Below are 25,967 nucleotides of genomic sequence, written 5' to 3'. Positions count from 1 at the left end.
ATTCCCATGTGTACATTGTCGTCTAAAAATTGTTCCTCAACAAAGGTATCACCGCCAAAATTCAGATCATCCAGTGTTCCAGAAACACCTTGATGAAAAGCTTTTTGTTTATCAATGAAACCAATAAACGTGTCCACATTGCCAGCCAGTTCATCATAGAAGCTTTTAATATTATCGGCACCTTTTCCTTTGAAATCATCACCGAGTTTGGCCACACCTTTTAAGGCCTTTTTCAAATCTACCATTTGTTCGCGGAGCTCTTCATAGTGTTTATTCCTAGTATCCATGGCACTTGTTAGTGCTTTTGCATCAAGTATCTTACCCAGAAAAAGTCACTCCCTCCATTATACTCATAAGGTCTATTTTACCTTTTATGACACTTCAGAAAAATAGTCTTTAAGGTATAAATTCATTTTCCAAACATTTCAAACGAAAGTAAAACAAGTGATAAAAGAATTGTTTTTGATGATAACCACAAAAAAGCCAGTCTTCTTTTCAGAAGACTGACTCATGTCATTGTTTTTAGAAAAAGCGTTTCAAGCTTTTCTTGAGTGGAGGGAGATCCATCTCACCTTTTTCAAAGAACTTTTTCAGTAAGTACTTACTGAAGCCTGCTGCTTGTGTATACGTGATTTTCCCAGGCAATGGTGGTTCATTGGTTACCGCTACATCAATAATAACGGGTTTCTTCGCATGAAGTGCTTGATCAAAAGCTGGTGCTAGCTCTTCGTGTGAGGAGACAGAAATGCCTAAACCGCCGCATGCTTCTGCGAACTTCGCAAAGTCAATATCTTCTAGCTCTGTTCCATAATTGATGTTTCCTTTGACCTGCTGTTCATATTCGATCATTCCGAGATTGTTGTTATTTAAGATCACGACAACAATTGGAAGTTGGTATTTGACAGCAGTGACGAAGTCTTGCATGACCATTGTAAAGCCTCCATCACCACAGACAGCAATGGCTTGACGATCGGGTTCATTTAACTTAGCCGAGATGGCCCCAGGTAAACCACAGCCCATTGTTGCAAGCCAGCTAGAAATAATGAAGTCTTGTTTTTTCATATTGAAATGTCGTGCCATCCATACGGTCACATTCCCGACATCAACTGAGAGAATGGCATCATCTTCGACCGCTTCTTCTAATCGAGCAATGACTTGCTGCGGCTTAAGTGGAGACGTTGCAATAGATTTTTCCTTTTCCATTTCTTCTCGCCATTTCATCATATGGTCTGTACAAGCTTCAAGAAAGCCCCGTTGCTCTTTGTATTCAATGTAGGAGGTCAATTCTTTTAAACCAACTTTGCTGTCACTCACGATTCCGACTTCTACAGGATATCTTTTACCGATTTGATCTGGTTTTATATCCAATTGAATGGCAGGTGTGTCCTCCGGTAAATAGTCTCTATAAGGAAAGGAGGTTCCGAGCATGATTAAAAGGTCGCATTCTTCCATCGCTTCATATGCTGGTTTCGTTCCGATTTGACCTAGGTTTCCTAAAAAGAGTCGATGTCTATCAGGAACAACTCCTTTCGCTGGGAGCGTAATGACGATAGGTGCTGCAGCTTTTTCAGCAAAGGTAAGAAGCTCCTCTTTCGCATGTTTTAATCCTTTTCCAGCTAAAATCACTGGCTTCTTGGCATGATTAATTAGCTGAGCAGCCTTCAACAATTGATCTTTCTTAGGCTGTACTTCTCCCTCTACATAAAGTGGAGAGGTATATGCAGGTTTACGTTTGATTTTTTGAGAAAATAAATCATCCGATACGGTGAGAACGGCGACGCCTTTATGGGTATAAGCTGCTTTGATGGCCTGATTCAACATATCTGGAAGAGATTCTGCTGTTTGAACTTGTTGATTAAACACCGCTACATCGTCAAACATCCGCTCTAATTTGATTTCTTGAAATGTGTCTCTACCTACTTCATTAGATGCGACCTGACCAGCAATCGCTAAAACTGGTGCTCCATCTGCTTTTGCATCATATAGTCCATTTAATAGGTGGACAGCACCTGGTCCAGCTATGGATAAGCATACACCGAGTTTACCGGTTAATTTAGCATCTGCAGCTGCAGAAAGTGCTGCGACTTCTTCATGTCTCGTTTGTATGAATTGAATGCGGCTTGATTCATGCCTTAGTTCTTCGATCAATTCATTTATACTATCGCCGGGCATCCCATAAATATGTTTCACGCCCCAATCTTCCAGTAATGCTGTCACTTCATTTCCTGCGGTTCTTTGTGGCATGTGAGAAAACTCCTTTTTTCTTACTCCATACCACCGCATTCTTTTGATCAAACGTTTCAACTTGCACACCCTATTTTTTAAAATGGTACGGAAGCGTAGCCTTAATAAAAAGGCAGACTGATTATGCAGCATGGTGTGCCACTTTTTTTTAGGGATGAATTGCGGCACGAGAACCATGACCTTTTATTGATCAACTAAAACATTTGAAAGTCACCAAAAAAGACACAGAGGCAATAGATTGCCCCCTGTGCCTATGTTCAAATCACAGATTGATCTTTTATAAAAAAGATCATACCCGTTTGACATCAAAGTAAGAGATTTTTCATGGTCTTTTGACCGTTTATGAAGCTGTTTTTTTCCGTTTTTTACGTGCAAAATAAACAATCATTGCAGCAACGAAAACGATCATTGCAGCAACGAAAACGATCAATACAGCCATGCATGCAAAGTAGATCCAGGACTCTTGATTGCTTTGTTGCTTATCTTTCTGTTGATCACTCAATGCGTTACTTATTGCTTGATAATTTGAAAACATATCTCCATTTTTACTCTCTATGGCGATTGTCGCAGTGTCTGTATTTGTTTGAAGAAAACGAATGACTTCCTTTGAAATATGGGCGTCAGTTGCTTTCATTCCTGAAAATACAGTCATGGTTTGTTCGTCATTCCAAACCGATGGCTGTGTCCAGACAATGCGATCCGTTGTTTCGTTGATCATGCCAAAAGACGAGACATCATATTGACCGTTTTCCGTTGGCACAATGAGCTCGCCTGCTTTTTCTTTTAAAAGAGGGAATGCTTGAATGCCACCAATCCAGATGAGCGCATTGTTTTTTAATTGTTCATCTGTGACGTTCGACGTTTTGACCATCCGATATTGTCCAGTTTCTGGTTGACTAAATGATTCAGAGAGCATCGCCATCTGTTTCATGATCTGACCGTCAATTTGATCCGGCATGATGATGAGTGTTTCCCCTTGTTGCGCCTTTGTAGTAAAAGGTTGGGGCCATGCTGCTAAGTCCGGCGAATGATTTTGTGTTCCTTCTGAAATCTGGAAAGAGCTGCTCTTATCAATGAAGATCCAGCCACCTTCATCTGTATTTTTACAAGTATCTGTGTTTTTAAAACCACTTGTGACAAACTGCAAATCGAGATATTCATTTTTTTGAAGAACTCGAGAATTGACTGGAATGGACACATGATAGAACCCATTTTCATCTTTGTTTCCTAGCTTTGTTAATGGTACATCATGCGGTTCATCATTGATCATGACCGTTAAACGCTCTGCTTTGCTTGCTGTATCTGATTTTTTTAATACGAGATTCAGCTTTGCGCCTGATTTTTGATGAACGATCAAGGCTCTTGGATAATAGTAGTGATTGGATGTTGTCTTATTCGCTCCAACTGTGACATTATCTGCACCAAAGTCTTTTAAATGAATGCGGTGAGATGGCTTCGATGATGGGGCTGTGACTTTTTGAACTAACACATCTGTTCCCGTGAGCTGTTCCGACAGCTCTGGTTGAGTTAGAAGATTGATTTTTTGAGCGATGATACTTGGTTGTTCCGCTGTGACAAATAACATTGGCTGTTCTTTTTTCTTTGAAGCTATGGTTCTGACGGATAATGTCAAATGATTTCTTTTGATCTTGATATCTGCTGTTTGCATAATAGATTTGATCCGTCCATCCCACTGATCTTTTGCCCCTACGACAATGGTAGGTTGTGAGATTTGTTGGACTTCTTTCTCTTGAAGAAGTCTCATGTCTGCCTTTTGGTTCTTATTTTTCAATGTTCGGTATATCTTGATCGCCGCTTCTACTTCTGATTCATTCGGTTCATTCGGAAGCACGATATTCGTCTCCTGCTTCTGATCACCTGTTTCTACAAACGGATATGGGAAGCTATCTAACGAGAGTTTCTCCGTTTGGAGACCGGAAAATGTGAGTTTACTTTCAGGATACACTTTTAGCCAATTTGCTGGTGTCTCTTGGTTGATGCATACACCATCTTTCAAGACACCGTAAAAAGTGAGTTGAACTTGATGAAATCCTTTTTTCAATTGCGATTTGTTTAATTTGATTTGAATGGATTTCTTTTGATTTTTCCCCGTTACAGGAATCGTTTGTACCATCTCCCCATCAATCATGATGGTGAATGAGGAGGGTGAGATGAGTAATGGTGACGCCTCAATATTTAACGTCAGGATGCTCGAGTCTACTTTTCCTTTTTCAATTTGATAGGAAAATTCCTTTTCATCTTCCTGTCCATATAATGTGACAACCTCTTCTGATAGATGTTGTGTTTCTTCTTTTTCATTTGATGAGCGAATCCACTCATCTTTCACTTGTACTTGATTAGATGTCGCCATGGCTTCACCTGCCATGAATAGAGGTTGAACGGCAAGCAATAATGCGAACATCAGCATGATCCATTTGATCGATTTCAATTTGTCACCCGCTTTTATTTTGTTGATTTTGATTGTAGCGCTCTGTTTTATACCATTTCACTTCTTGTTTTAATAATCTACTTTTCGTTTCTACGAATAAGGAATATACCACAAGTGCGATCCACACTTGGGAATAAGTGAAATACATGAGAGCCACGATGAGAATATTTTGTTTGGTTAGCTCTGTTTTCTCAATGCTTAGTGTGATCATCACTTCTGTTAAAAAGAGAAAGAATGCCAATCCCCATAGAATGAGTGCTACTGTCCCAACAGATAACTGAAGATCGACAAATAAATTGACGATAAATATGCCATTGGAGAGTAGTACCCCGAAGAAAAACAAGAAATATGTGAAGAAAAAATAAAACAAATCAAAAATCATTCGTTTTCGTTTCAGCTTCATAAATTGCCTTAAAAATTTGAGGACAACATATTGATTGCCCCTGGCCCATCGCGTTCTCTGTCGCCACCAGACCTTCCATGTCTCGGGTTCTTGCTCCCATGTGATGGCAGCAGGGAAAAAACGAATTACATATCCAAGGTTATACACACGGATGGTTAATTCGGTGTCCTCAGCCAGCGCATTTACATCCCAACCGCCAAGCTCTTCTAGGATATGACGACGGATCGCGAAGTTTGTGCCAGGAATTGTGGCAATGCCAAACCACTTCCATCTCCCGCCCTGCGCCATCCACTGAAAGCAGATGGTTTCAATGTTAATGAATTTTGTCAGGAGATTTTTGGCTGCGTTGATCACTCTGAATTTCCCGACGACAGCGCCTGCTTTCGGATCATTCAACAGCCCAAGAACTAAATGGTAAACTGCCTTTTTTTCAGGCATGTTATCCGCATCGTACACGCAAATGATTTCTCCGGTAGATGCCTTCAAGCCTTCATTCAGTGCAGTAGATTTCCCCTTACCTGCAAAAGGCGGCTTCGTTTCAATCATCCGGACGTGATCATATTTCTCATGAAAAGATTGTACGATATCGCCTGTGCGGTCATTGGAGTTGTCATTGATCACAATGATTTCAAGTAAATGTGTTGGGTATGATAGCTGGACCATCGCTTTTAAGGTTTGCCGGATGACCACTTCTTCATTATGGGCAGGAATCAGAATACTGACGGTTGGCAGCTCTTTCGCTTGTTTCGTCCATTTGGGCAGCACTTTTTCATACGTTAAATAGTGCTGAAAACCACCTTGCATAAGAAACATATGATATAGGAGCATGATCCAAATCAGTATTAATGAAAAATAAAATAAGACATCAGCCAACTGATTTCCTCTCCTTAAAGATACGTTTTTTCATTGTCAGCCTTAAATACAGCGTGTAAAAGGCAAACGCCACAATAAATAACAGGACGACCACTGTAAGGATCAGCAGCAAGTTTTCCATGCCGCTTCGTTTCACTGTTTGGGCTTGTGGCAGATTCGATTGTTTCACTTGAATATGTCCGTCTCCAGTTGTCTTAATTTGAACATGTTCTGTTTGAACAGATTGTCTCGTTTTCTTTAATTCGAGCCATTCACTAGAAGGAATCACTTCCATCTGTGTGATCAGAGCTTGTAAACCTTCTAATCCCGCTTCCGCTTGGTAAGAGACCCCCATGGTGAAGGATGAAAGGTGCTGCATGGATTGAATAATTTGTTCAGTCTGATACAGTGAATCATTCTGATTTGATGCTGAATCTATTGGCTGTTCAGGATATAGGGACATGCCATGGAGCATTGCTGGTGTCGTTATGTATGGGGATTCACCGCGCATGTTCCACGTTTCGTCTGTGAGCTGCACCTGACCAAAGAGGCTGGTGACAAATTGGGATATCACATGATAGCTGTGTTGAGACATGGCATCATGTGGCACCTTAAATGCAAGTGGATATAGACCTTGCTGCGAAAGTAGCTCAATCCCTTTTGTCAGCTTATCTGCTGTGTAGACAGCTTCTTTTTGCTGAAGCGATTGAGTATACGTGTCATACGCTTTTTGATTTGGAAAATGAGACGCTCTCAATCTCTTCATCGTCGCTACGTTCGGCTCACTTGTTGTGATTGGTTGATCGAATTTCGCATCCCAAAATTCAAATCCTTGCCCTGATTCCTCCGTTCGGTAAGTCCGGCTAAACCCATGTAAAATGATACTTCCGCCACTTTCTTGTAATTGTTTCAATACGTGTACAAGCTTAGGACGATCACTTAGCGTCACTTCTTCACCTGTTGTGGAATCAATCCATGTAGGGGTGACCGATAGGAGATACGGGATATGTCGAGCTGTTAAAAATTGTCCAAGTTCAAGTAACTTTTTCTCGTCAGTCACTGGACTGATGTCATCGAGTCGCAAATACTTTGTGACCCCTTCATCTGCATTCGGCATGAGAGACGCAATGATTTCAGCCAATAGCTTGTGATGCTTCAACACGTCTAAAGTGCCAATATAAGCCGCATGCTTTGTTTGAACCACAAATGGCAAGTCCTCTTCATTTTTCTTCAATAGAAACTTATTTTGTTTGTCTGCGCCTTGTACCGTCCATGCGGTGATATTCTGGTTGAGTTGACGGTAAGTTGTTTCATGTTTGCCTTTGATTTGACTGATATGACCTTGTTGATGAAACGTGAATTTGGAAAAGGGGTCGAGTTGTTTTGCATTATATCCAATTGCGATCAAGTGCTTTGATTCGTTCATTGCATGCACTGTTTGTTTTGATAATCGTTTCTTGGCTTCTCCAATATAAATGACTTGTTGAACTTCCTTGATTTTTTTCAGCGTGATCTCTTCTTCAGAGACAACCTCCGTATTTTTAGACACGTGGCCGACAAGTAGGTCGAGCATGCGAACAGCCGGCGTGATTTCCCCAGTTTCTGTTGAATAGATGATCAGGGTATCGGGCTTTGATGTAATGGCATCTACTGGTTCAATGGTTTTGAGTGACAACACAGAAAGAAGGACGATCAACAAACAGCTTTTTATAAAGGGGTTATAGTTCATTCATCATCATCTCATTTTCTAGTTCTTCTAAAAATTGCACTGGGGTTTGATATACCTCGCTACTCATTAAATGGCATACATGAAATGTTAAGGTCACTTGGCGACCATTGAGTAAAACATGCGTTTGCAGTTTGTCTTTTAGCTTGTCAAGAACGACGGAGACGTTATCTTCATGTGTATGGGTCAACAGCAAACCCATGCGTTCTTCTGATAATCGAAATTTCTTATCTGTTTCTCTCACACTCTCCCGAATTTTCATACTCAATTGCTGGAAGAGGTGATTCATTTCTTTTTCTCCATACAATGATTTGAATTCTGCGGCGTAGTGCATATGAAGAAGGATAAAGACAAAAGGCTGTTTATATCGTGCCGCCCGCTTTATTTCTTCTGACAATTCCAGCTTCATTCGCTCAGCATTGTCAAACCCAGTTGTCGCATCTATTGCGACAAATTGTTTGATGGTTTGTTTTTGTTGTTCTATCAGTTGTCGCATCGCCTTTATTCGTTCATGCAGGTTTCCTGCCGAAATGGCGAAAAAGAGCATGGCCACTCCCCATATCACAACATTCTGCAATGTTTGTCTGGAGAAAAATGCACCCGTTTGCCCGAATTCGGTAAAGAACATGGTGCTTCCTATAAAGAAAAGGATGAGTAAAGTCAAAATTAAAGCGGGTAAAATGCCAAATAAAATACCGCATCCTAAGACGACAAATGTCAGTGAAATGATGAAAATACTCTCTGTATCATGAACGTTTAAATAGGCAACAAACAGGATGATGCCTGCGATCATGAGTAGTAGCGTATAGTACATCCGATAAGTATTACTGAATAACCGATTCATTGAAAAGCTCCCTTTCTGCGATAAGAGGCAATAAGTTATCAAATGAGTGTGTATCTTTTTCGTTCATATATCCACCGTAATGGGGCTTGATCGGATCTTGAATTTGTAATGTTTTCATTTGATGGTAAACATCTTCTGCAAAATCCCGCTCATTTTGATCGAGCGCGTATAAAATCAGCAACGCATACACCGCTGGCGATTCATACGTAACAGTTGGTTCCAGTGTACTGAGCTCATATCGTCCATAAAGCTTTCCTTCTTGATGAAAAGTCGTTTTGAGCCATTTCATGATGGAGGAAGTATCGATCTGACTATGTTCAGCATGTAGAGCCGTGTAGATTTGATCAATTAAGTTCAACTCTTGATCAAATGAATAGTTATTTTTCGCTATGTCATAAGATTTAGGAAAAAACCCTTTTTGTCGAGGTGCTTGTTTTAAAATTGATAATTGGTCATTGACCATCTGTTCTGTGAATACTCGAAGGGATACTAATTCTTTCAATGCTAGTGGGTCGAGATATGAGAGTGTGATGTTGTGCGAAGTTTGGTTTGTCGCTGCATCGTAATAGTCCGTCAGTCTGCCTTGATACATGTTTTTGTCTTTTATTGCTTTGGCAATTTGTTCAGCGGTGTTTCGATATGCTGAATTCTGCCACAGTTGGTCTGCTTGTTGAAGAGCCGTCACGATACGTAGATCGTCGACCAAAGCATTGACTTTGCTCTTTTGTTGAGATTCTAATTGCCAGCTTAGAAGACCATGATCAAGTAAAAAATGTGCGTGCATGATGTCAAATTGTTGATGAAAAGTGGATTGATCTTTTTTCCGAACAAGATAATCCATCCAGAGTCCAAGTGATTCGGATAAATAGATGTGGTTCTCTGCAAAAGTGGTGCGAATCAGCCCTTGTTCTGTCATTAAATGATGCGTGATAAAATATTCTCCAGCTAGGACTGGCTGTGCTGATTCTGGTCGAGCTGGCTCTTCTTGATGCTTCCACTGACAACCACCGAGAAGAATCATGAGTAATAGGACAATAGATGTACGATGTATGGATTTATCCATTCGTTTCCCCTTTCATCTCATTGATCTCTTTGCATTCAACGTTTCATTATAGTGTGTTTCCATTAAAATTGAAATAAATATTTACTACCAAAGCACAATTCTTTTTATAACTTTATTCCTACTTTAGGCTATCGATTTATCATGATGTTTGATGATATTCAAAAACCCATGCGAATTCGCATGGGTTTTTACATACCTATTGATCTAACTTTAGTTTCTTTAATTGTTCAGCCAGTGCGTTATTGATTGGCTCATCCGATTTGTTTTGTTTCTTCAAATATTTAGAGACATCGTGCTTGCTCGCTCGTTTTTGATTGGATTGTGATTTGCGCTTTTCAAAGACAGACAGTTTCTCTCGATGACCACAGACACAAGCAAATATTTTGCCATCGCCCTCTCCACGCAACTCGAGTTTTTTATGACAGTTCGGGCAACGGGCATTTGTTTTCTTTGCTACATTTTTACGATGTCCACATTCTCTGTCTTGGCAGACGAGCATCGTGCCATTCTTTCCGTTCACCTTCAGCATGAGTTTTCCGCAGTCAGGGCAATGTGTGCCTGTGATATTATCATGCTTAAATGTTTGGTTCGTCTGTTTGATTTCAGTTACCGCTTGTTTCGCATATGCTTTCATTTCACTCATGAATTGAGAAGCCTTCAATTGACCTTTTGCGATTTTTGATAGCTTTTGTTCCCATTCCGCTGTTAGCGCAGGAGACTTTAAATCTTCAGGTACTAAGGAGAGCAGTTGTTTTCCTTTAGATGTGATGAAGATGTCTTTGCCTTTTTTCTCAATCAAGAAACTGTTAAAGAGCTTTTCGATGATGTCCGCTCTTGTTGCGACTGTGCCTAAACCACCTGTTTCCCCAAGGGTTTTCACTAGATCCTTCTCTTGGTTCTGCATAAAAGCAGCTGGGTTTTCCATCGCAGATAATAGCGTCCCTTCATTAAATCGAGCCGGCGGCTTTGTTTCTCCTTTTGTTTCTTTCAGCATCCGTACTTCAAGAGATTGTCCCTCTGTCAGTGCAGGTAGGTTCTGATCTGTTTCGCCTGCTTCCTCGTCCTCGTAGGAATCATCGTATACCGCTTTCCAGCCAGCTGATTGGACGGTTTTCCCTTTCGCTGTAAACGTTTCATTCCCTATTTTGGCGATCACAGTTGTTTCCTCGTACTCAAAAGGCTGCATGAGCACAGCAAGGAATCGTTTCGCAATTAGATCGTATAATTTTCGTTCTTTGTCACTTAATGCGCCAGGGTACAATTCTTCTTCCGTTGGGATAATGGCATGGTGATCCGATACTTTGGCATCGTTGACAAAACCTTTATGCGCTTTAATTCCTGATTGCATGATGCGATTCACATGCTGGGCATACGGTCTAACATTCATCCCTTTTAATCGATCCTTTAATGTTGGCACGATGTCAGCTGAAATAAATCGCGAATCTGTCCGCGGATACGTGACGAGCTTATGCTGCTCATACAACCGCTGGAGAGTAGATAAGGTTTCCTTTGCGGAGAAGCCATAGCGCTTATGGGCATCACGTTGTAATTCTGTGAGGTCATATAACCCTGGTGCAAAAGCTTTTTTAGCTGTTTTTTTCAAAGCCTCGATCACGGCCGGTTTTCCTTTACAGGTTGCCAGTCGTTCTTTGATTAGTCCCTCTTGAAACGTGCGGCTTTGCTTCGTTTTGGCATCCTGCCATGTCAAAGTGAGACCTTCCACCTGTGCGGTGAGGCCATAAAACGGTTTTGGCTGAAACTGTTGGATGTCCTCTTCCCTTTTTGCAATCATAGCAACAGTCGGTGTTTGCACACGACCACAAGATAATTGTGCGTTAAACTTTGTCGTCAGCGCTCTCGTCGCGTTGATTCCTACGATCCAGTCTGCCTCTGCTCGTGCAACGGCTGACCGATACAAGTTATCGTATTCTCTACCATCTTTTAGTCGTTTGAAGCCTTCTTGAATCGCTTTGTCTGTGACAGATGAAATCCATAGTCGTTTCAAAGGTTTCTTCACATGGGCTTTTTCAAGAATCCATCTCGCTACAAGCTCTCCTTCACGTCCCGCATCTGTCGCAATGACAATGTCTTTGACATCTTTTCTCGCAAGCTGTGCTTTGACAGCTTGGAACTGTTTGCCTGTTTTTTTCATGACCACAAGCTTGAGCGGTTCTGGAATGATCGGCAAATCCTCTAAGCGCCAAGACTGAAACTCTTTCCCGTAGCCTTCTGGATCAGCAAGCGTGACCAAATGGCCAAGCGCCCACGTCACAATGTATTGATCGCCTTCCAAAAAGCCATTTCCTTTTTTATGACACTTCAGCACGCGCGCAAGGTCACGACCTACTGAAGGTTTCTCTGCTAATACAACTGTTTTTGACACTAGGTTTCACATCACTTTCTTTTATCCATCCTTTTATTATAGCAGACGAGAAGATGTGGTTCTAATGGTGGGACATCATTTGATCACCACACATCCTCTCCATTTTAACGTTCCTATTGTAAAGGGTATATTTTCTTCAAGTTTCAGATCATAACATGAACATATTTTGAATTTTTCATAGATTCCTGCATGTACAGGGAACTTTCGTTTATATTAGAAGATAAGAAACGAGCTTTTACACAGGAGGATTTGTTTATGCATACTAGTATTAACCGTCTTCGACAGGCGGGATTTATTGAGGGGATGTCTCTTTTAACCCTTCTTTTCATCGCCATGCCTCTGAAATATTTCGCCAATATTCCGATGGCGGTCACCATTGTAGGCTCTCTTCACGGGGCGTTGTTTGTCATCTATATGCTCTTGTTGGCCTATGTCACATTTAAAGTGAGATGGCATCTCAAATGGTCAGTAGCTGGGTTCTTTGCAGCCTTCATTCCTTTCGGCAATTTCGCGTACGATAAGGCGCTTCGCAAATTCGATACAAAATAGTCTACAAAACAAGCATCCCTTTATGGAATGCTTGTTTTTTGATTGAAGCTGCCTTCTAAAGATGATGATAACTTTCATAACCACCATTTACAAAAATAGGGCATTTCGATAAAATTCAATCAGATTCTAAAAAAAGGGAGTTATATCATTGGATAAGTACTCTTCCAAAATATTAGCAGCTTGGTTACGTGTGCCTCGGTGGTTCAAACGCGGGCTGCTTTTGTCATTTTTCATTTACGTTATATATGTCTGTTTTAAAACATGGGTTCACTAACTGGAACACGCTACCACCAACCACATTGATCGCTTGTGTCCTTGCATCATTCTTCATTTGGATGATTTGGCTTAAAAATCAAAAAAAGATAAAACAAAAAGGCTGCCAACATTGTTGGCAGCCTGCTTCTTTTATGCAAATAAATAGTGATCGTCATTTTCATAGAAAATGGGATGAATCAAGATTCGATCATATCAGTGTGTCATATGTGTTCCGAATGAACCTACGTTTGAAAGTAAACGCCATGGAAGTTCTGGATAACAAGACAACGAAAGCCCTACCTCTCATTCGTCCTTACGGCTCCTAAGCCGTGCCAGTGTGAATTGTAAATCAAAAACGTCTTTTTTCCATTCTTCCGCTTTTTATAGGGGGCGGTGCAGAAGGAAAAGAATAAGTTTGTTCGCTTTGACAGCGTCTCGTTCTTATCAAAATAGAAGCGCAATGGCTTCTCATTAAATTACAGAAAAAAGAAAGTTTACTTTCTTTATTTATTTGCTTATTTCAACACTTAATATAAAACTATAACACATCCCCCTCGAGTACACAAGTGTTACAATGTCAATTCTGCTGGTGTTTGACTCCCCTCATTCATATAACGGATGGAAGTTGGGTCAATCTTTAGAATGACAAGGTTTGGGTCGTCTTTTCCTTTAAACCATTTCTCCATTTCCTTCGACCAAAGCTTGTCAATCAAAGCTTGATCATCCGTTAATGTAGCGGTTCCTGCAATTTCTGCATAGGTGTCACCGAAGCCTTCTCCACTGTATCCAATTAAAATATGGACATTTGGATTTTTTTTGATTTCGTCCGCTTTATGGGTTTCTTTGCTCGTTGGTGTATAGAGTGTGAGTCCGTCATGATAAAAGGTCATATAACGCGTATGGGGTCGATCTTGTTCAACTGTTGCAAGGGTCCCGACCTTTTGTTGATCGAATAGTTCAAGTACCTTTTGTTTTAACTCATCTTGTGACATACATGCTCACTCCTTCAAATTTCATCCGTACAGCTAGGTTTCCACGACAATCCATTCATTAAACCTACAAATGTGTTTTTCTCAAAAAGAGGGCTTTCGTTTGTCGATCTATCTTCAGCTGGAAGAGCCTCATGATCATGTATTCATAAAGGAGCCGCCATTGACATGAAGCGTCTGCCCTGTCATATAAGAAGAATCATCGGACGCAAGTAATACATAGCATCCTACATGTTCAACAGGCTGTCCGGGTCTTCCCATTGGGGTTTCTGCTCCAAAGCCTTCCACACTGTCTTCATCAAATGTTGATGGAATTAGTGGCGTCCAAATAGGACCTGGCGCTACGCCATTTACTCGAATACCGTCTTTCACAAGAGACTGTGCCATTGAACGAGTAAAGCCATTAATGGCTCCCTTCGTCGCAGTGTAATCAATCAGCTTCGCATTGCCTCGGTAAGGATTAATGGAGGTTGTATTGATGATTGAGCTCCCTGGCTTTAAATAATCGAGGGCTTTTTTTGTCATATAAAAATAGGAGTAAAAGTTGGTTCTAAAAGTTTGGTGAAGCTGTTCACTTGAGATATCTTGAATTCGTTCTTTCGGATGTTGTTCAGCCGCATTATTTACTAAGATATCTAGTCCTCCAAAAGTTTCCACCGTTTTTTCTACCGCTTTCTCACAAAAGGCTTCGTCACCAACATCACCTGCAATGGTTAAACATTTGACTCCTTCTTGCTCGATTCGTTTTTTCGTATCAGCTGCATCTTCATGTTCATTTAAGTAAACGATCGCCACATGTGCTCCTTCTTTTGCATAGGCAACCGACACCGCACGTCCAATCCCACTATCTCCACCTGTAATCAAAGCAACTTTCCCCTTTAATTTGCCAGATCCTTTATATGACTCGTCCTCAAAAATCGGTGCTGGATTCATTTCTCTTTCACTTCCTGGCTGATTGGCCTGTGTTTGGCGCGGAATGCCATTTGTTAAGTATTCACGTAAATCCATGTCCAAGCTCCTCCTTTATTTTTTGATGTATCCTTTCATTACCACTTCCATACGTACTCAAACATTTTCATGTGTTGGGTGGAATTGATGAACTAGTTCATATGTTTCAACATGTGGAAAAGAGGTTAGAAGATGACTAAAAAAGGAGCGCTTTCATTATGCTATCAACCATTTCAAAAGCCTTTAGTCGACCGAAGGGCTGGTTTGGAAGCCTCGCAGGTTTCATTATGGCAACTGAAAATAAAGCGTTAAATCAATGGGCGATCCGTCACTTAGATGTGGATGATGGCGACAAGATTTTGGAGATTGGTTATGGTCCCGGATACAGCATGACGTATATGCTCAAGCATTATCAACATCTTCACATTGATGGGCTCGATGCCTCTTCTACGATGCAGGAGCAAGCGCGTCACCAGATTCGAAAACGACGTCAAAATGGCTACGTCCGCCTATATGTTGGGGAAATTGAGAACACACGTCTGCCGTCGAACCAGTATGACAAGGTGCTTTCTGTCAATAATTACACGATTTGGGACGACCCGAGAGCAGGGTTATTACATCTTTATCACACGTTAAAGCCCGGCGGGAGGATGGTGATTGTGATGCAGCCTCGAGAAAAGGGAGCAGACGCCAATCGAACAAAAGAGATGGGGGAGCACATTCTGAATGACTTATTGTTTGTTGGTTTTGACCATGCTTCCGTTGAATATAAGGAGATGCGCCCGACCCTCTCTGTCTGTGTCACAGCAAAAAAGCCGAGTGTCGATTAAGACCTCGGCTTTTTCCTCACCACTTTGCCTCTTTCACAAATTGGTAGAAGAGCTGGTTTAATTTATGCTGGATGTCTTCTTTTGTTCCATGCCCATACAGCGCCATGCTTTCTTCACTTTCAATCATAGACGAGCTAATTAAACTAAACATTTCTGATCCTTCTTTACCAAGCTCTAATGGCGCAAGCATCACGATCATTCGTGACATCATCTGCTGTCCACCGTCCATGCTTTTCACCTCGTATGCCTGATCGAAATCATAAATATGAAAGACAGGCTCCTTGATGTATTCATGTTTTAAGTGAAATAGAGCAAACTCGGTATCAGGTATCCCTAATCCTCCCTGCTGTTCACGTTCAAGTAGACTCGCCGCCACTTCGTCCGCTCGTTCAAGGAATCCTTGCTGTTCCATCTGATGCAATAGATGGTGAACAGTTGCGACATGATCGGTCATTACCTCTTTTTTCTCAATGGTGAAATGAGACAAGATGCTGCGGATGACAGACATGTAGCTTGTCACTTGCTCTGCCATCGCGATCATATCAACACTTTCTTGCTTCCGCACAAATGCAGATTCTTTTGTTCTTTTTTTCTCTATGATATAAGGGATTTTCCGTTTGATATGTGCTTTGACACGCTTGGCGTCGTCTTCATTTAAAAGGGGGCTGACCAAAATGTAATCAATGTGCTCATATGGGATGGGAACTGTCGACACAATCATGTCATAGCTGGCGGCATCCATTTCCTTTAATTCTATTAAAGAGGACAACTCAAATTGAGCGATCTCCGGCAATTCTTTTTTGAGCCGTGATGCGAGCATTTTGGAAGAACCGATGCCACTTGAACAAACCACCAATGCGTGAATCTTCGTTTCTTCCTTTTTAATTTCTAAAACGGAACCGAAGTGCAGGACAAGAAAGGCAATTTCATCCTCTGGAAAATCAATCTCTGGAAAGAAACGCTCGACACCTTCTTCGATCGCCATGAAAAGCAAGAAGTAATCTTTTTTGATTTGCTGTTTCAGCGGATTATAGATCCTCATCTTTTCCTTTAAGCGGTTCATTGCGGGTTCAAGATGAGAAATAAGTCCCTCATACAACGAGTCATTCTCGTTTAATTGATAGCCGGTTTTATTTGAAATAAAATCAATCAGCTTTTTTGTTCTGAGCGCAATATCGAGCTCAATCTCTTCAATGCGGTATTCTGTCGTATAACTCCGATTTGCACTACGCAAGTGAATCGTCATATACCCGACCTCTGCTTCCGGAATTTCCACATTAAACATCCGTTCAAGCGCTCTTGCCATTCGCTCTGACAATTCAAATTCCTTCGTTCGTTTTAATTCTAGTAACTCTTCTTCTTCCATTCGAATGGTTTCACCTAGTTGAATGCGTTCGATGGCATAGGTTAAATGGACGACAAGTGCGATATATGCACTGTCAGACAATGAAAGGGCGAGACGATTTTTCAAATGGAAGAGCAGTCGTTCTACTTTCAGTAACTGGCCTCTGCTCACAACGCCAAATACTTTTTCTGTTGCTTTCGTTCGATGTTTAATATTCATTTCAATCGTTTCCAAGAACAATTGAATATCGAGCTGATCTACAATTAGGTTGCCAACGATTTTCCGTTTTGCTTCCTCTGGTCCTTTTAATTCAATGCCATATCCGCGCTTTCTAATGAGCATTAAACCGTAAGGCGTGATCCAATCTGTCAGTTCATCTAAATCGTAGCTGATGGTGGCATTGGTTACTTGAAGATCAGCTGCCAGTGTATAGAGTTTCACTGGCTCTTTTGCTTCAAGCAGCGCACATAAAATCAACAGCTTGCGTTCATCTGAACTATATTCAATTTGATCTTCATTCGATAAATCAGAGAGAAGACGATGTTTGTCCACTTGTTCCCCTACTGTTTTCAAGCCCTTTCCAGGCTGTTTATCCAGTGAAAGATTGTATTTTTCCAAAATCGGTTTGATCGATTTTAATTCTCTATGGATTGTTCTTGTACTCACTTGAACAGAATCGGCTATCTCACGAATCGTGACATAACGATTTTGTTGAATCATATACTTGATGACTTTCTGTTCTCGTGCCGTGATGTACATGACATACTCCCTCCGTATTCATAGGTCAATTGTCATACTAATATAAAACGCTTTCACTAATTGTAGCAAATATAAGTTAACCTGTCTTTGGCACATGAGCTGTGCCAAAATTAAAGACCCAAATCCTTGAAGGGAGAAAATCAAACTTCTAATATACTTGTTCACTCAACGAACGATCTCTTTCTGATGCTACCTTTTACATTGTCCATTTTCGTTATAGCACATACGAATGAAGACGTTCATATCAAGAAGAAAAAACTGCAACCCATTCGGTCACAGTTGGTTAGCGGATTGTTGAAACAGTACATTCGCTATCGCTTGATAGCCTTTATGATTTGGATGAAATTGATCAATCGATAAGTATTCTGTTTCGTGTCCTTTAAACACTTGGTCTATCTCGACGACTTCAACATGCGGATTGACTGCTAGTAAACGAAGATGTGCATTGTATTGCTGGAGCCACCGCTCGGCTAGTGGTATATGTGGAAAAGGGTTATATAAATTCAATAGATAGATGGTGTATGACTGATGCTGTCCTCTTTTGATATTGGCAATTTCACGAATCATGCTGTTGAAATTTTGCTGACAGTGCATAGAAGCTTGTTGTAGTTTCTTTTCATCTACTCCCTCTTCATACTGCTGAATGGCTTGCACAAGATCGTTGCCACAGCCTGTAATGGTGATGATATCAGCTTTTGCAATGGCACATCTCACATCAGGCCGTCTAAATAGCTGAAAGATTTCTTCTGTTGTTAAACCAGATTTCGCAAAAACAGAGGTCTCAACTTCTATCTGTCTCCTTTTCTGAAGCATCGCCGTATATCGCTCGACAAAACCTCCGCCAAATAAACGCGCCCCCACCCCAACTGTCAAGGAATCCCCAATCGCAACATAGGATCGTCCCACTCTTATCCCTCACTCTCTTCTGCCTTCTCTTATATATACGAAGAACGAGCAAAGATGCTTGTAGCATATGGCTAGGGGCATTCATCTTTTTTGAAAATGGTGGTTTTTTGATCATTTACAAACTCTTTACTTGCGATATATCGTTATTTTTTGTTCAATAAAAAGAGAGGTGAAAAAACGCCTTTTTAAAAATAAAAACTGTTCTAGAAATATGTATATCCTTTTTATCTTGATTTCGAGATTTTTTTACCTTGACTTCAAACTTTTTTGTGATTACAATAAACATGTCAGTTTTTATGTAACTGCACTTGTTACATCTCTATTCATACCATTCCAATATGATAAAGATGCTACATATTCAGTGTACCATTGGGATACACTTTAATAAAAGAATTGAAAGGGTTGAATAAACATGGCTAAAGTTTTATACATCACTGCACATCCGCATGATGAAACAGTTTCTTACAGCATGGCTGCTGGTAAAGCATTTATCGAATCTTACAAGGAAGCAAATCCAAGTGACGAGGTTGTACACATCGACTTGTACAAAGAAAACATTCCTCACATCGATGCTGATGTATTCGCTGGATGGGGCAAATTACAATCTGGTTCTGGCTTTGATACACTTTCAGCTGAAGAGCAAGCAAAAGTTGGCCGTCTAAACGAACTAAGCGATCAATTCGTTTCTGCTGACAAGTACGTATTTGTTTCACCACTTTGGAACTTCTCATTCCCACCAGTTCTAAAAGCATACATCGACTCTGTTGCTGTAGCTGGTAAAACATTCAAATACACTGAGCAAGGTCCTGTTGGATTATTAACAGACAAAAAAGGATTACACATCCAAGCACGTGGTGGATACTACTCTGAAGGTCCAGCTGCTGAACTTGAAGCGGGTCATCGTTACCTTAGCACAATTGCGAGCTTCTTCGGAATTCCTTCTTTTGAAGGCCTATTTGTGGAAGGTCACAATGCTGAGCCTGCGAAAGCAGAACAAATTAAAGCAGATGCAATTGAACGTGCAAAAGCTTTAGGTAAAACATTCTAATCAAACGTTTAAATAAGAGCCAATGATGCTTTCATCATTGGCTCTTTATTTGTGTTTTCCTTTTAAACGAATGCTTCCCACTTTACTCTAGCGGTCAATTCTCGTAATCCTTCTTCTTGCATGATCAGTGCTTGCACAGCTTCATGATGCTCGACGAGTTGAAAGTGCAAGCTCGCACCAGGCATTGCTTGTGCAATGAGCGGCAAGTCTACAGTCGCCACCTCCCCAATTCGTGGGTACCCTCCAGTCGTTTGACGATCCGCCAGCAAGATAATAGGCTGGCCGTCAGGGGGAATTTGGATCGACCCAAATGCCACTGCTTCAGAAATCAACTCTCGTTTTTCCTTCAAGCGAATGGATTCCCCTTTCAACCTGCATCCCATCCGATCTGATTGTGGTGTCACCTGAAAGGGCTGTGAGAAAAAGGCACGCTGGGAATCTTCCCGAAATAAAGGCATCTGTTTCCCTGCCAACACCCGAATGACTGGTGACTCCCATAACGGTAAGAAATGAGAATGGTTGACGGTCCAATCTGGCGCGTGGTATCTCGTCTGCTTTTTTTTCCTTTTTAGCATGTTGCATAAGCCATTCGCTATTGATGATGGCTTCCCAATGGTGAGTTCATCTCCTTTTTCAAGTGGTCGTCCTTTCAGTCCACCGATTTCCGCTCTTACATAAGTACTTTTACTTTTCATCACTGGCTCTACATCAATTCCGCCCGCCACTGCTAGATATGCCCGGCAACCTCGTTTACAAAGTCCGAAGGTGATGGTGCTTCCTGATCGAATGAAGAGTGGTTTCCATAGAGGTGCTGACTCACCATCAATGTCTACCTTCACATCTGCACCGGTCACGGCAATCAGTTGATCTGTTTGAGAAGTGAAAACAGGGCCTGTCCCCATCAATGTGATTTCCAGTACAGCTTCACCTTCGTCATTACCGGTAAGAATATTGGCGATCCTGAGGGAGAGCTGATCCATGCCGCCACTCGTTAAGACGCCATATTTTTGATAACCCCTTCGTCCTTGATCTTGGATGGTTGTGAACATCCCTGGTTTGACGACATGCAAACTCAATGCTCTCCCTCCTTCATACTGGAAAATTCCTTCTCGGAAATTTGGACAAACCTCACTTGATCGCCTGCTTTCAGAAGGCTTGGTGTCTGCCGGTGAGGACGAAATAAGGAGAGCGACGTCTGTCCAATGAGCTGCCAGCCTCCTGGTGTCGAGATGGGGTAAACACCCGTCTGCTTCCCCGCAATACCTACCGATCCTTTTGGAATGGACATTCTAGGCGTATCCTTCCGCGGCGTTGCAATTTGATCGGATAACCCTCCTAAGAAAGGAAACCCTGGAGCAAATCCAATCATATAGACAAGATATGTGCCAGTGGTATGGATACGTATCACTTCTTCTGGTGTCAGACCGTTGATCCTGGCTACCTCCTCTAAATCAGGGCCATACACCCCACCGTAGCATACAGGAATCTGGACTGTACGCCGCTTTTCCCCACGCTTCATATTCCCATTGGCTGCAAGTAACTCCTCCAGATAGGCTTTGACCCATTCATATGGAGTTATAGCATTCTGATGCAGATGTGCACATTGATACACTGTATAAGGCTCGTAAAATACCGTCACATTCGTAAAGGCCTGAACAGCTTCAACGTATCCTTGAAATGGGTGCTGTTCAATACAGGCAAAAATATGTTGAACGCGCTCATGAGTATCTTCACAGATGTCATCACCTGCTTGAATGACGATCGCCGCATCTCCGAGCGGGTGAAAAGTAATCGATTCCTCTTTGTTTGAAAATGCCACTTGAGAACACCTCTCTTTCTCATGGTTGATCTTCTCAAATGGATCAACTCCATAGTTTTGGGATTTCATTCATCAAGGTATATCCGCCCATGATGGCCATCACAACGACAACAAATGCACCTGTTACGGTTAAAAAGAGTGGATGTCGATAGTCACCAACAATCTCCTTTTTATAGGCGGCAATTAGCAATGTTCCAAGCGCAATTGGCAAAATCAACGCATTGATTGCACCGACCAAAATCAAAATGCTCACAGGTCTTCCAATGGTCATAAAACAAATAGTTGATATGGCAATAAAACCGATGATGATTCCGCGTTGATTTTGCTCAATTTTCGGCGAGAAGGTTTTAAAGAATGAAACAGATGTATATGCCGCTCCAATCACAGACGTAATGGCCGCCGCCCACATAATAATTCCGAACATTTTATATCCAGCGTTTCCTAATGCTAGCTGAAATACAGAGGCTGGAGGATTGGACGGATCAATTTGTAGACCTTTTGAGACAACCCCAAGAACCGCCAGAAATAAGGCGACACGCATCACAGACGTAATCAAAATACCGAAGATAGAGCTTTTTGTGACTCGAGGAAGTGACTCTTTCCCCTTTATCCCTGCATCAAGCAAGCGGTGACCGCCAGCAAAGACGATGTATCCACCAACGGTCCCGCCCACAAGGGTCACAATGGCTAGGATATCGATTCTCTCTGGGACGACCGTTCTCATTGCGGCCTCTCCTACAGGTGGAGCTGTCGATATCGCAACATATAACATCAGTCCAATCATGACAAAACCCGCTACCTGCGTGAATCGATCCATTGCTTTTCCTGCTTCTTTGATGACAAAAATAAGTATCGCAATAACTGCACTGATTCCCGCACCTATGCGAGGATCGACACCGAAGATCACCTGAAATCCGAGCCCCGCTCCTGCAATATTCCCAATATTAAAGGCAAGTCCACCTAGGACAATGAAGGTCGCTAAAACATAACCGAGACCCGGAAGTACCATGTTTGCGATCTCTTGACCTCGCTTTTCGGATACAGCAATGATTCGCCATACATTGGTTTGTGCAAAAATATCTAACAGAATCGAAATCAAAATCACAAAGCCAAAACTCGCTGCTAGTTGCTGTGTGAATACAGTCGTTTGTGTTAAAAATCCTGGTCCAATGGCAGATGTGGCCATTAAAAAGGCTGCCCCCATCAGCATGGAACGGTTCCCCTTTGATGCCTTCAATTGACGATCTTTCCTTGTTTTCATGCAGCTTCCCCCTTTGATGCCGATTTCTATTAGAAGGCTTGAATGTGGATGTTGGCTAGTTTCAGTTTGGCTGTAATGGTTTTCGCAAATTGAAGCGCGTGGCTCCCGTCACCATGAATACAGATCGTATCTGCTTTCAATGAAAGGTCTTCCCCTTGAATCGTATGTACCTTTCCTTCTTTGACCATCCGAATGACTTGTTGTACAGCCATTTCATCATCTTCAATGAGTGCACGAGGTTCGCGGCGAGAGGTAAGTGTCCCATCTGCCTGATACGTACGATCAGAAAAGACTTCATGCGCCACCTGTAACCCGATTTTTTCACCAGCTAAAGCCAGCTCACTGCCCGACAATCCGTAAAGTATTAGATTCGGGTCAACATCATACACAGCCTTCGCAATAAACTCAGATAACTCCGCATTTTTTGCTGCCATGTTATAGAGCGCGCCATGTGGTTTGACATGTTGCATCTTGCCACCTTCTGCTTTGAGAAAAGCTGCTAAAGCGCCAATTTGATAGATGACAAGGTCATACGCCTCTTCTGGCGAGATCGCCATCGGACGTCTACCAAAACCGACCAAATCTTGGAGACCTGGATGTGCACCAATTCGCACTCCTTTGTCCAGCGCCATTCTCACCGTTCTTCTCATGACAGTTGGATCTCCTGCATGAAAACCGCAGGCGATATTGGCTGAGGTGACATATTCAAGAATTTGTTCATCTGACCCGATTGTGTACGCACCAAAGCTTTCTCCCAAATCACAGTTGATATCGACTTGATACATAGGACCCCTCCTCGTTAGTATCAGACGGAATAAAACATCTGAATATTCGAATAATATTGATTATACCAATTTTGAATCGACTAAAAATTGAATGCGAAGAAAACAGAACAAACGAACTAGGCGAATGGAAAAAAGCGAGAGGTCATCACCTTCTCGCTTCTTCATTGATATGCCATGATTGATGGCTTGCCTTCTTGCGACCAATCAAGGTCTTTATTTTGATAGCACCCAATGTTGAATGGCTTTCGCTACACCGTGTTCTGTATTTGGTGCGGTGATCCAGTCAGCAGCTTCTTTGACTACTTCCTGTGCATTCCCCATGGCAATTCCTAATCCTGCTTCTTGAATCATCGCCAGATCATTTAGGCTATCACCTAGAGACATCACGTTGTCCATCGTACAGCCAATACGTTCTGCAACCTTGGCAAGTGCCGCCGCTTTGTTTATCCCTGCTGCATTTACTTCAATATTGGTTGGACTTGAATTGGTAATCTCTAATTGACCATTTGTTTTCAGTGTGTTCAGCACTTCTTTACGAACGGTATCATCCTGAATATCGAAGCCGAATTTCAACCATTCATGGTCATGAATTTGTTCTGGGAATTCACCTCGCCACACTTTATCCACTGTAGAAGCCCAGTAATCCGTTTGGTACCTATTTTTCAAATCCCACATCATTTGGACATGATCGGGATGAAGCAATTCACGTTCAATGAGTTCAAAGGACGAATCCCAAATTTCACTGCCGTTTGCTGTAATGAGGTATGAAGAGAGTTTGAGCGGCTCCACAAGCTCTCGGCATGTCATCAGCGTACGTCCTGTGCTAATGACCACATGAACTCCTTTTGCCTCTGCTTCTTTAATGGCTTTTTTATTTTCTTCTGGAATGACATGATCACGATTTAACAGCGTGCCATCCATATCAATGGCAATCAATCGGATGTCTTTCTGATCAGCTTGAGTTGACAAATTGAGTACCCCACTTTGTATCATTTTTTGAATCTATCTTCATTTTAATATAAAGATGAAGATGGCACAAAGGAACGGGTTTAACCTCATAGAAAAAAGACCTTATTCAGGTCTTTCCGTATGTTCTTAGCGTTCACAAGCAATGCCGTCTTTATCTCGATCGAGGTGTTTGTTTTTTAAATAAAGTGCTTTTGAAGCATAAGGCTTGTACTTTGTCTTTCCGCCTTTGTTTTTCGTGTTTTTGCTCTTTGCCACACCGCCCTTGTATACCTTGTTGAGCGCTTTGCAGTTTTTGTACTTGACCGTCTTGGCTTCCGCTGTGTGAGTGTCGACTTGTACAACGCTCAGGAAAAGACCTAAAGACAAGACAGCAACCATGATTTTTTTCATCATCATTCATCCCCTTTTTTACATTTTTATCATATGTTACTAACATTTGTTTTTCAAGACGATCGGTCTAATTTTTTTGTTTTTATGGAATGAATCAGACCTTATGACCTATGTGGTAAAATGAATGGGAAACCTTTCCGGTTTTGACACGTATATGAAGAAGGGAGTTTTTCACATGAAAATGAAATATACCATTCTATATGTACACGATGTTGAGGCGAGCATTGAATTTTATCAAGATATACTTGGTTTCCCTGTGAAGATGCGGGTTGAATCCTATGTCGAATTTGATACTGGAGAAGTGACGCTATCCATTAATTCACGCCAAGATGTGAGAGAATCACTTGGTTTACCTGTTCCAGAGGGCATTCACCCTTCTCAAACCTTTGAGCTCGGCTTTGTTGTTGATGATGTGGAACAAACCATTGCAGTCATGAAGGAAAAAGGTGTACCGGTCATAAAAGAACCTGCAAAGAAGCCTTGGGGTCAAACCGTCGCTTATGTGACTGATCCTGATGGACATTTCATTGAAATATGTGACGACATCTCCTAATGTCATGTTGAAAGGAAGGTACATAAAATGAGAAAAAAATATGCTTTTATCGCTGGTATTTTCACAACAATTGCCATTTGTAGCGCATCTATGATTCTCAATCAAAATGAGTGGATTGTGATGTTATGTGGTGGCATCTTTATGATCAGTCTTTTACTTTCCGGAGTAGCCATTGGTGCATTCTTACATGGTGACGAGGCTCGGGCTAACTATCATTCTGAAACGAAAGAGCATCGCACATTTCGATTGGATTTGGCTCTTATTCTCGTCTTCTTTTCGTTTCCACATCTGATTGCAACGGTCTTATATTATGTCATGTAAAAAATGAATGTAGAGGTGTTAAAGGTTTGGCTATCTTTATATTAATGGTGATCTTTGGTTTTCCGATGTTGTCAATTCTAGTTGGCGTTCTGGGGACCCTGCTTTTTAAAAACATCTGGTTACCGACGACCATTGTATTGTTGGCAAGTCTTGTCCTGATGTTTACTTTTATTGAGGGGGATGATTCCTTTCTCATTTGGGTCATTTGCTATACCGTCTTCGCTTTCGCTTCTGCTCTTATCACAAAATTAGTGATAAAAGCAGCAACTTAAAAAT

The 25,967-nt window shown here is 41.6% G+C and carries 24 protein-coding genes and 1 pseudogene; 6 read left to right on the top strand and 19 right to left on the bottom strand.

Annotated features, from left to right (window positions below; all coding sequences use genetic code 11):
• The 9 genes and pseudogenes from AB1K80_RS10620 to AB1K80_RS10580 form a co-directional block, all read right to left on the bottom strand.
• Positions 1-287 (bottom strand): T7SS effector LXG polymorphic toxin (locus AB1K80_RS10620; RefSeq protein WP_412856592.1); only part of this gene is annotated, 287 nt, incomplete at its 3' end.
• A 235-nt stretch (positions 288-522) separates the two neighbouring features.
• On the bottom strand, positions 523-2,244 hold the full coding sequence (locus AB1K80_RS10615; protein ID WP_412856591.1) for a pyruvate oxidase: 1,722 nt from the start codon (positions 2,242-2,244) through the stop codon (positions 523-525).
• A 70-nt stretch (positions 2,245-2,314) separates the two neighbouring features.
• Positions 2,315-2,424 (bottom strand): annotated as a pseudogene (locus AB1K80_RS10610) (hypothetical protein); the annotation flags it as partial.
• A gap of 160 nt (positions 2,425-2,584) precedes the next feature.
• Entirely contained in the window at positions 2,585-4,693 is a 2,109-nt protein-coding gene (locus tag AB1K80_RS10605; protein ID WP_412856590.1) for a cellulose biosynthesis cyclic di-GMP-binding regulatory protein BcsB, read from the bottom strand.
• A gap of 4 nt (positions 4,694-4,697) precedes the next feature.
• The gene (locus AB1K80_RS10600) at positions 4,698-5,924 is read right to left on the bottom strand and encodes a glycosyltransferase family 2 protein (protein ID WP_412856593.1); all 1,227 of its coding nucleotides are present in this window, start codon (positions 5,922-5,924) and stop codon (positions 4,698-4,700) included.
• 37 nt (positions 5,925-5,961) lie between these two features.
• Positions 5,962-7,677, bottom strand: coding sequence for a DUF2334 domain-containing protein (locus tag AB1K80_RS10595; RefSeq protein ID WP_412856589.1), 1,716 nt, complete (start codon positions 7,675-7,677; stop codon positions 5,962-5,964).
• Entirely contained in the window at positions 7,667-8,518 is an 852-nt protein-coding gene (locus AB1K80_RS10590) for a GGDEF domain-containing protein (RefSeq protein ID WP_412856588.1), read from the bottom strand. Before AB1K80_RS10590 ends, AB1K80_RS10595 begins: the two co-directional genes overlap by 11 nt.
• Positions 8,499-9,581 carry a glycosyl hydrolase family 8 gene (locus AB1K80_RS10585; protein ID WP_412856587.1) on the bottom strand — a complete coding sequence of 361 codons (1,083 nt, stop codon included), beginning with the start codon at positions 9,579-9,581 and terminating at the stop codon, positions 8,499-8,501. Before AB1K80_RS10585 ends, AB1K80_RS10590 begins: the two co-directional genes overlap by 20 nt.
• Before the next feature lie 196 nt (positions 9,582-9,777).
• Positions 9,778-11,964, bottom strand: a complete 2,187-nt coding sequence (locus tag AB1K80_RS10580; RefSeq protein ID WP_412856586.1) for a DNA topoisomerase III — start codon at positions 11,962-11,964, stop codon at positions 9,778-9,780.
• 255 nt (positions 11,965-12,219) lie between these two features.
• On the opposite strand from AB1K80_RS10580, the gene AB1K80_RS10575 reads away from it, so the two are divergent.
• Positions 12,220-12,513, top strand: a complete 294-nt coding sequence (locus AB1K80_RS10575; protein WP_412856585.1) for a DUF3817 domain-containing protein — start codon at positions 12,220-12,222, stop codon at positions 12,511-12,513.
• Positions 12,514-13,337: 824 nt separating this feature from the next.
• Here AB1K80_RS10575 and AB1K80_RS10570 read toward each other — a convergent pair.
• Positions 13,338-13,760, bottom strand: a complete 423-nt coding sequence (locus tag AB1K80_RS10570; protein WP_412856584.1) for a pyridoxamine 5'-phosphate oxidase family protein — start codon at positions 13,758-13,760, stop codon at positions 13,338-13,340.
• A gap of 135 nt (positions 13,761-13,895) precedes the next feature.
• Complete coding sequence (locus AB1K80_RS10565; protein ID WP_412856583.1) at positions 13,896-14,765, bottom strand: SDR family oxidoreductase; 870 nt, start codon at positions 14,763-14,765, stop codon at positions 13,896-13,898.
• 158 nt (positions 14,766-14,923) lie between these two features.
• Between AB1K80_RS10565 and AB1K80_RS10560 the strand changes: the two genes are divergently transcribed.
• On the top strand, positions 14,924-15,535 hold the full coding sequence (locus tag AB1K80_RS10560) for a class I SAM-dependent methyltransferase (RefSeq protein WP_412856582.1): 612 nt from the start codon (positions 14,924-14,926) through the stop codon (positions 15,533-15,535).
• Between the two features lie 16 nt (positions 15,536-15,551).
• On the opposite strand, the gene AB1K80_RS10555 is transcribed toward AB1K80_RS10560, so the two are convergent.
• Positions 15,552-17,639, bottom strand: coding sequence for a BglG family transcription antiterminator (locus tag AB1K80_RS10555; RefSeq protein ID WP_412856581.1), 2,088 nt, complete (start codon positions 17,637-17,639; stop codon positions 15,552-15,554).
• A 273-nt stretch (positions 17,640-17,912) separates the two neighbouring features.
• On the bottom strand, positions 17,913-18,545 hold the full coding sequence (locus AB1K80_RS10550; RefSeq protein ID WP_412856580.1) for a GDSL-type esterase/lipase family protein: 633 nt from the start codon (positions 18,543-18,545) through the stop codon (positions 17,913-17,915).
• A 412-nt stretch (positions 18,546-18,957) separates the two neighbouring features.
• Here AB1K80_RS10550 and AB1K80_RS10545 point away from each other — a divergent pair, with 412 nt between their 5' ends.
• On the top strand, positions 18,958-19,593 hold the full coding sequence (locus AB1K80_RS10545; protein ID WP_412856579.1) for an FMN-dependent NADH-azoreductase: 636 nt from the start codon (positions 18,958-18,960) through the stop codon (positions 19,591-19,593).
• A 62-nt stretch (positions 19,594-19,655) separates the two neighbouring features.
• Here the strand turns inward: AB1K80_RS10545 and AB1K80_RS10540 are convergent, their stop codons facing one another.
• The 6 genes from AB1K80_RS10540 to AB1K80_RS10515 all read right to left on the bottom strand — a co-directional run bounded on the left by AB1K80_RS10540 (position 19,656) and on the right by AB1K80_RS10515 (position 24,817).
• Positions 19,656-20,669 (bottom strand): biotin-dependent carboxyltransferase family protein, encoded by a 1,014-nt coding sequence (locus tag AB1K80_RS10540; RefSeq protein ID WP_412856578.1) that lies wholly within the window; start codon positions 20,667-20,669, stop codon positions 19,656-19,658.
• Complete coding sequence (gene pxpB, locus AB1K80_RS10535; protein ID WP_412856577.1) at positions 20,666-21,412, bottom strand: 5-oxoprolinase subunit PxpB; 747 nt, start codon at positions 21,410-21,412, stop codon at positions 20,666-20,668. Before pxpB ends, AB1K80_RS10540 begins: the two co-directional genes overlap by 4 nt.
• A 43-nt stretch (positions 21,413-21,455) precedes the next feature.
• A complete protein-coding gene (locus AB1K80_RS10530) occupies positions 21,456-22,673 on the bottom strand; it encodes an NRAMP family divalent metal transporter (protein WP_412856576.1) in 1,218 nt (405 codons plus the stop codon).
• A 29-nt stretch (positions 22,674-22,702) separates the two neighbouring features.
• Positions 22,703-23,458 (bottom strand): LamB/YcsF family protein, encoded by a 756-nt coding sequence (locus AB1K80_RS10525; RefSeq protein WP_412856575.1) that lies wholly within the window; start codon positions 23,456-23,458, stop codon positions 22,703-22,705.
• 213 nt (positions 23,459-23,671) lie between these two features.
• Positions 23,672-24,451 carry a Cof-type HAD-IIB family hydrolase gene (locus AB1K80_RS10520; protein WP_412856574.1) on the bottom strand — a complete coding sequence of 260 codons (780 nt, stop codon included), beginning with the start codon at positions 24,449-24,451 and terminating at the stop codon, positions 23,672-23,674.
• A gap of 102 nt (positions 24,452-24,553) precedes the next feature.
• Positions 24,554-24,817, bottom strand: a complete 264-nt coding sequence (locus tag AB1K80_RS10515) for an excalibur calcium-binding domain-containing protein (RefSeq protein WP_412856573.1) — start codon at positions 24,815-24,817, stop codon at positions 24,554-24,556.
• Positions 24,818-24,992: 175 nt separating this feature from the next.
• Here AB1K80_RS10515 and AB1K80_RS10510 point away from each other — a divergent pair, with 175 nt between their 5' ends.
• The 3 genes from AB1K80_RS10510 to AB1K80_RS10500 are packed head-to-tail and all read left to right on the top strand — an operon-like array spanning position 24,993 to position 25,963.
• Positions 24,993-25,370 (top strand): VOC family protein, encoded by a 378-nt coding sequence (locus AB1K80_RS10510; protein ID WP_412856572.1) that lies wholly within the window; start codon positions 24,993-24,995, stop codon positions 25,368-25,370.
• A 27-nt stretch (positions 25,371-25,397) separates the two neighbouring features.
• Positions 25,398-25,691: a DUF5316 family protein gene (locus AB1K80_RS10505; RefSeq protein ID WP_412856571.1), complete on the top strand. Its 294-nt coding sequence runs from the start codon at positions 25,398-25,400 to the stop codon at positions 25,689-25,691.
• Between the two features lie 26 nt (positions 25,692-25,717).
• Positions 25,718-25,963: a DUF2651 family protein gene (locus AB1K80_RS10500; protein ID WP_412856570.1), complete on the top strand. Its 246-nt coding sequence runs from the start codon at positions 25,718-25,720 to the stop codon at positions 25,961-25,963.
• The last annotated feature ends 4 nt before the right edge of the window (positions 25,964-25,967 follow it).

The organism is Bacillus sp. 179-C3.3 HS (assembly GCF_047229225.1).
Classification (GTDB): Bacteria; Bacillota; Bacilli; order Bacillales; family Bacillaceae; genus Bacillus.
This window is presented reverse-complemented; position numbering and strand designations above follow the sequence as displayed.

Bases quoted from the DNA above. Each gene is read 5' to 3' on its own strand.
- AB1K80_RS10565 (WP_412856583.1), bottom strand. From the start codon at position 14,765: ATGGATTTACGTGAATACTTAACAAATGGCATTCCGCGCCAAACACAG.
- AB1K80_RS10530 (WP_412856576.1), bottom strand. From the start codon at position 22,673: ATGAAAACAAGGAAAGATCGTCAATTGAAGGCATCAAAGGGGAACCGT.
- AB1K80_RS10510 (WP_412856572.1), top strand. From the start codon at position 24,993: ATGAAAATGAAATATACCATTCTATATGTACACGATGTTGAGGCGAGC.
- AB1K80_RS10585 (WP_412856587.1), bottom strand. From the start codon at position 9,581: ATGGATAAATCCATACATCGTACATCTATTGTCCTATTACTCATGATT.
- AB1K80_RS10525 (WP_412856575.1), bottom strand. From the start codon at position 23,458: ATGTATCAAGTCGATATCAACTGTGATTTGGGAGAAAGCTTTGGTGCG.
- AB1K80_RS10560 (WP_412856582.1), top strand. From the start codon at position 14,924: ATGCTATCAACCATTTCAAAAGCCTTTAGTCGACCGAAGGGCTGGTTT.
- AB1K80_RS10555 (WP_412856581.1), bottom strand. From the start codon at position 17,639: ATGTACATCACGGCACGAGAACAGAAAGTCATCAAGTATATGATTCAA.
- AB1K80_RS10505 (WP_412856571.1), top strand. From the start codon at position 25,398: ATGAGAAAAAAATATGCTTTTATCGCTGGTATTTTCACAACAATTGCC.
- AB1K80_RS10575 (WP_412856585.1), top strand. From the start codon at position 12,220: ATGCATACTAGTATTAACCGTCTTCGACAGGCGGGATTTATTGAGGGG.
- AB1K80_RS10515 (WP_412856573.1), bottom strand. From the start codon at position 24,817: ATGAAAAAAATCATGGTTGCTGTCTTGTCTTTAGGTCTTTTCCTGAGC.
- AB1K80_RS10520 (WP_412856574.1), bottom strand. From the start codon at position 24,451: ATGATACAAAGTGGGGTACTCAATTTGTCAACTCAAGCTGATCAGAAA.
- AB1K80_RS10590 (WP_412856588.1), bottom strand. From the start codon at position 8,518: ATGAATCGGTTATTCAGTAATACTTATCGGATGTACTATACGCTACTA.
- AB1K80_RS10600 (WP_412856593.1), bottom strand. From the start codon at position 5,924: ATGCTCCTATATCATATGTTTCTTATGCAAGGTGGTTTTCAGCACTAT.
- AB1K80_RS10615 (WP_412856591.1), bottom strand. From the start codon at position 2,244: ATGCCACAAAGAACCGCAGGAAATGAAGTGACAGCATTACTGGAAGAT.
- AB1K80_RS10570 (WP_412856584.1), bottom strand. From the start codon at position 13,760: ATGTCACAAGATGAGTTAAAACAAAAGGTACTTGAACTATTCGATCAA.
- AB1K80_RS10595 (WP_412856589.1), bottom strand. From the start codon at position 7,677: ATGAACTATAACCCCTTTATAAAAAGCTGTTTGTTGATCGTCCTTCTT.
- AB1K80_RS10545 (WP_412856579.1), top strand. From the start codon at position 18,958: ATGGCTAAAGTTTTATACATCACTGCACATCCGCATGATGAAACAGTT.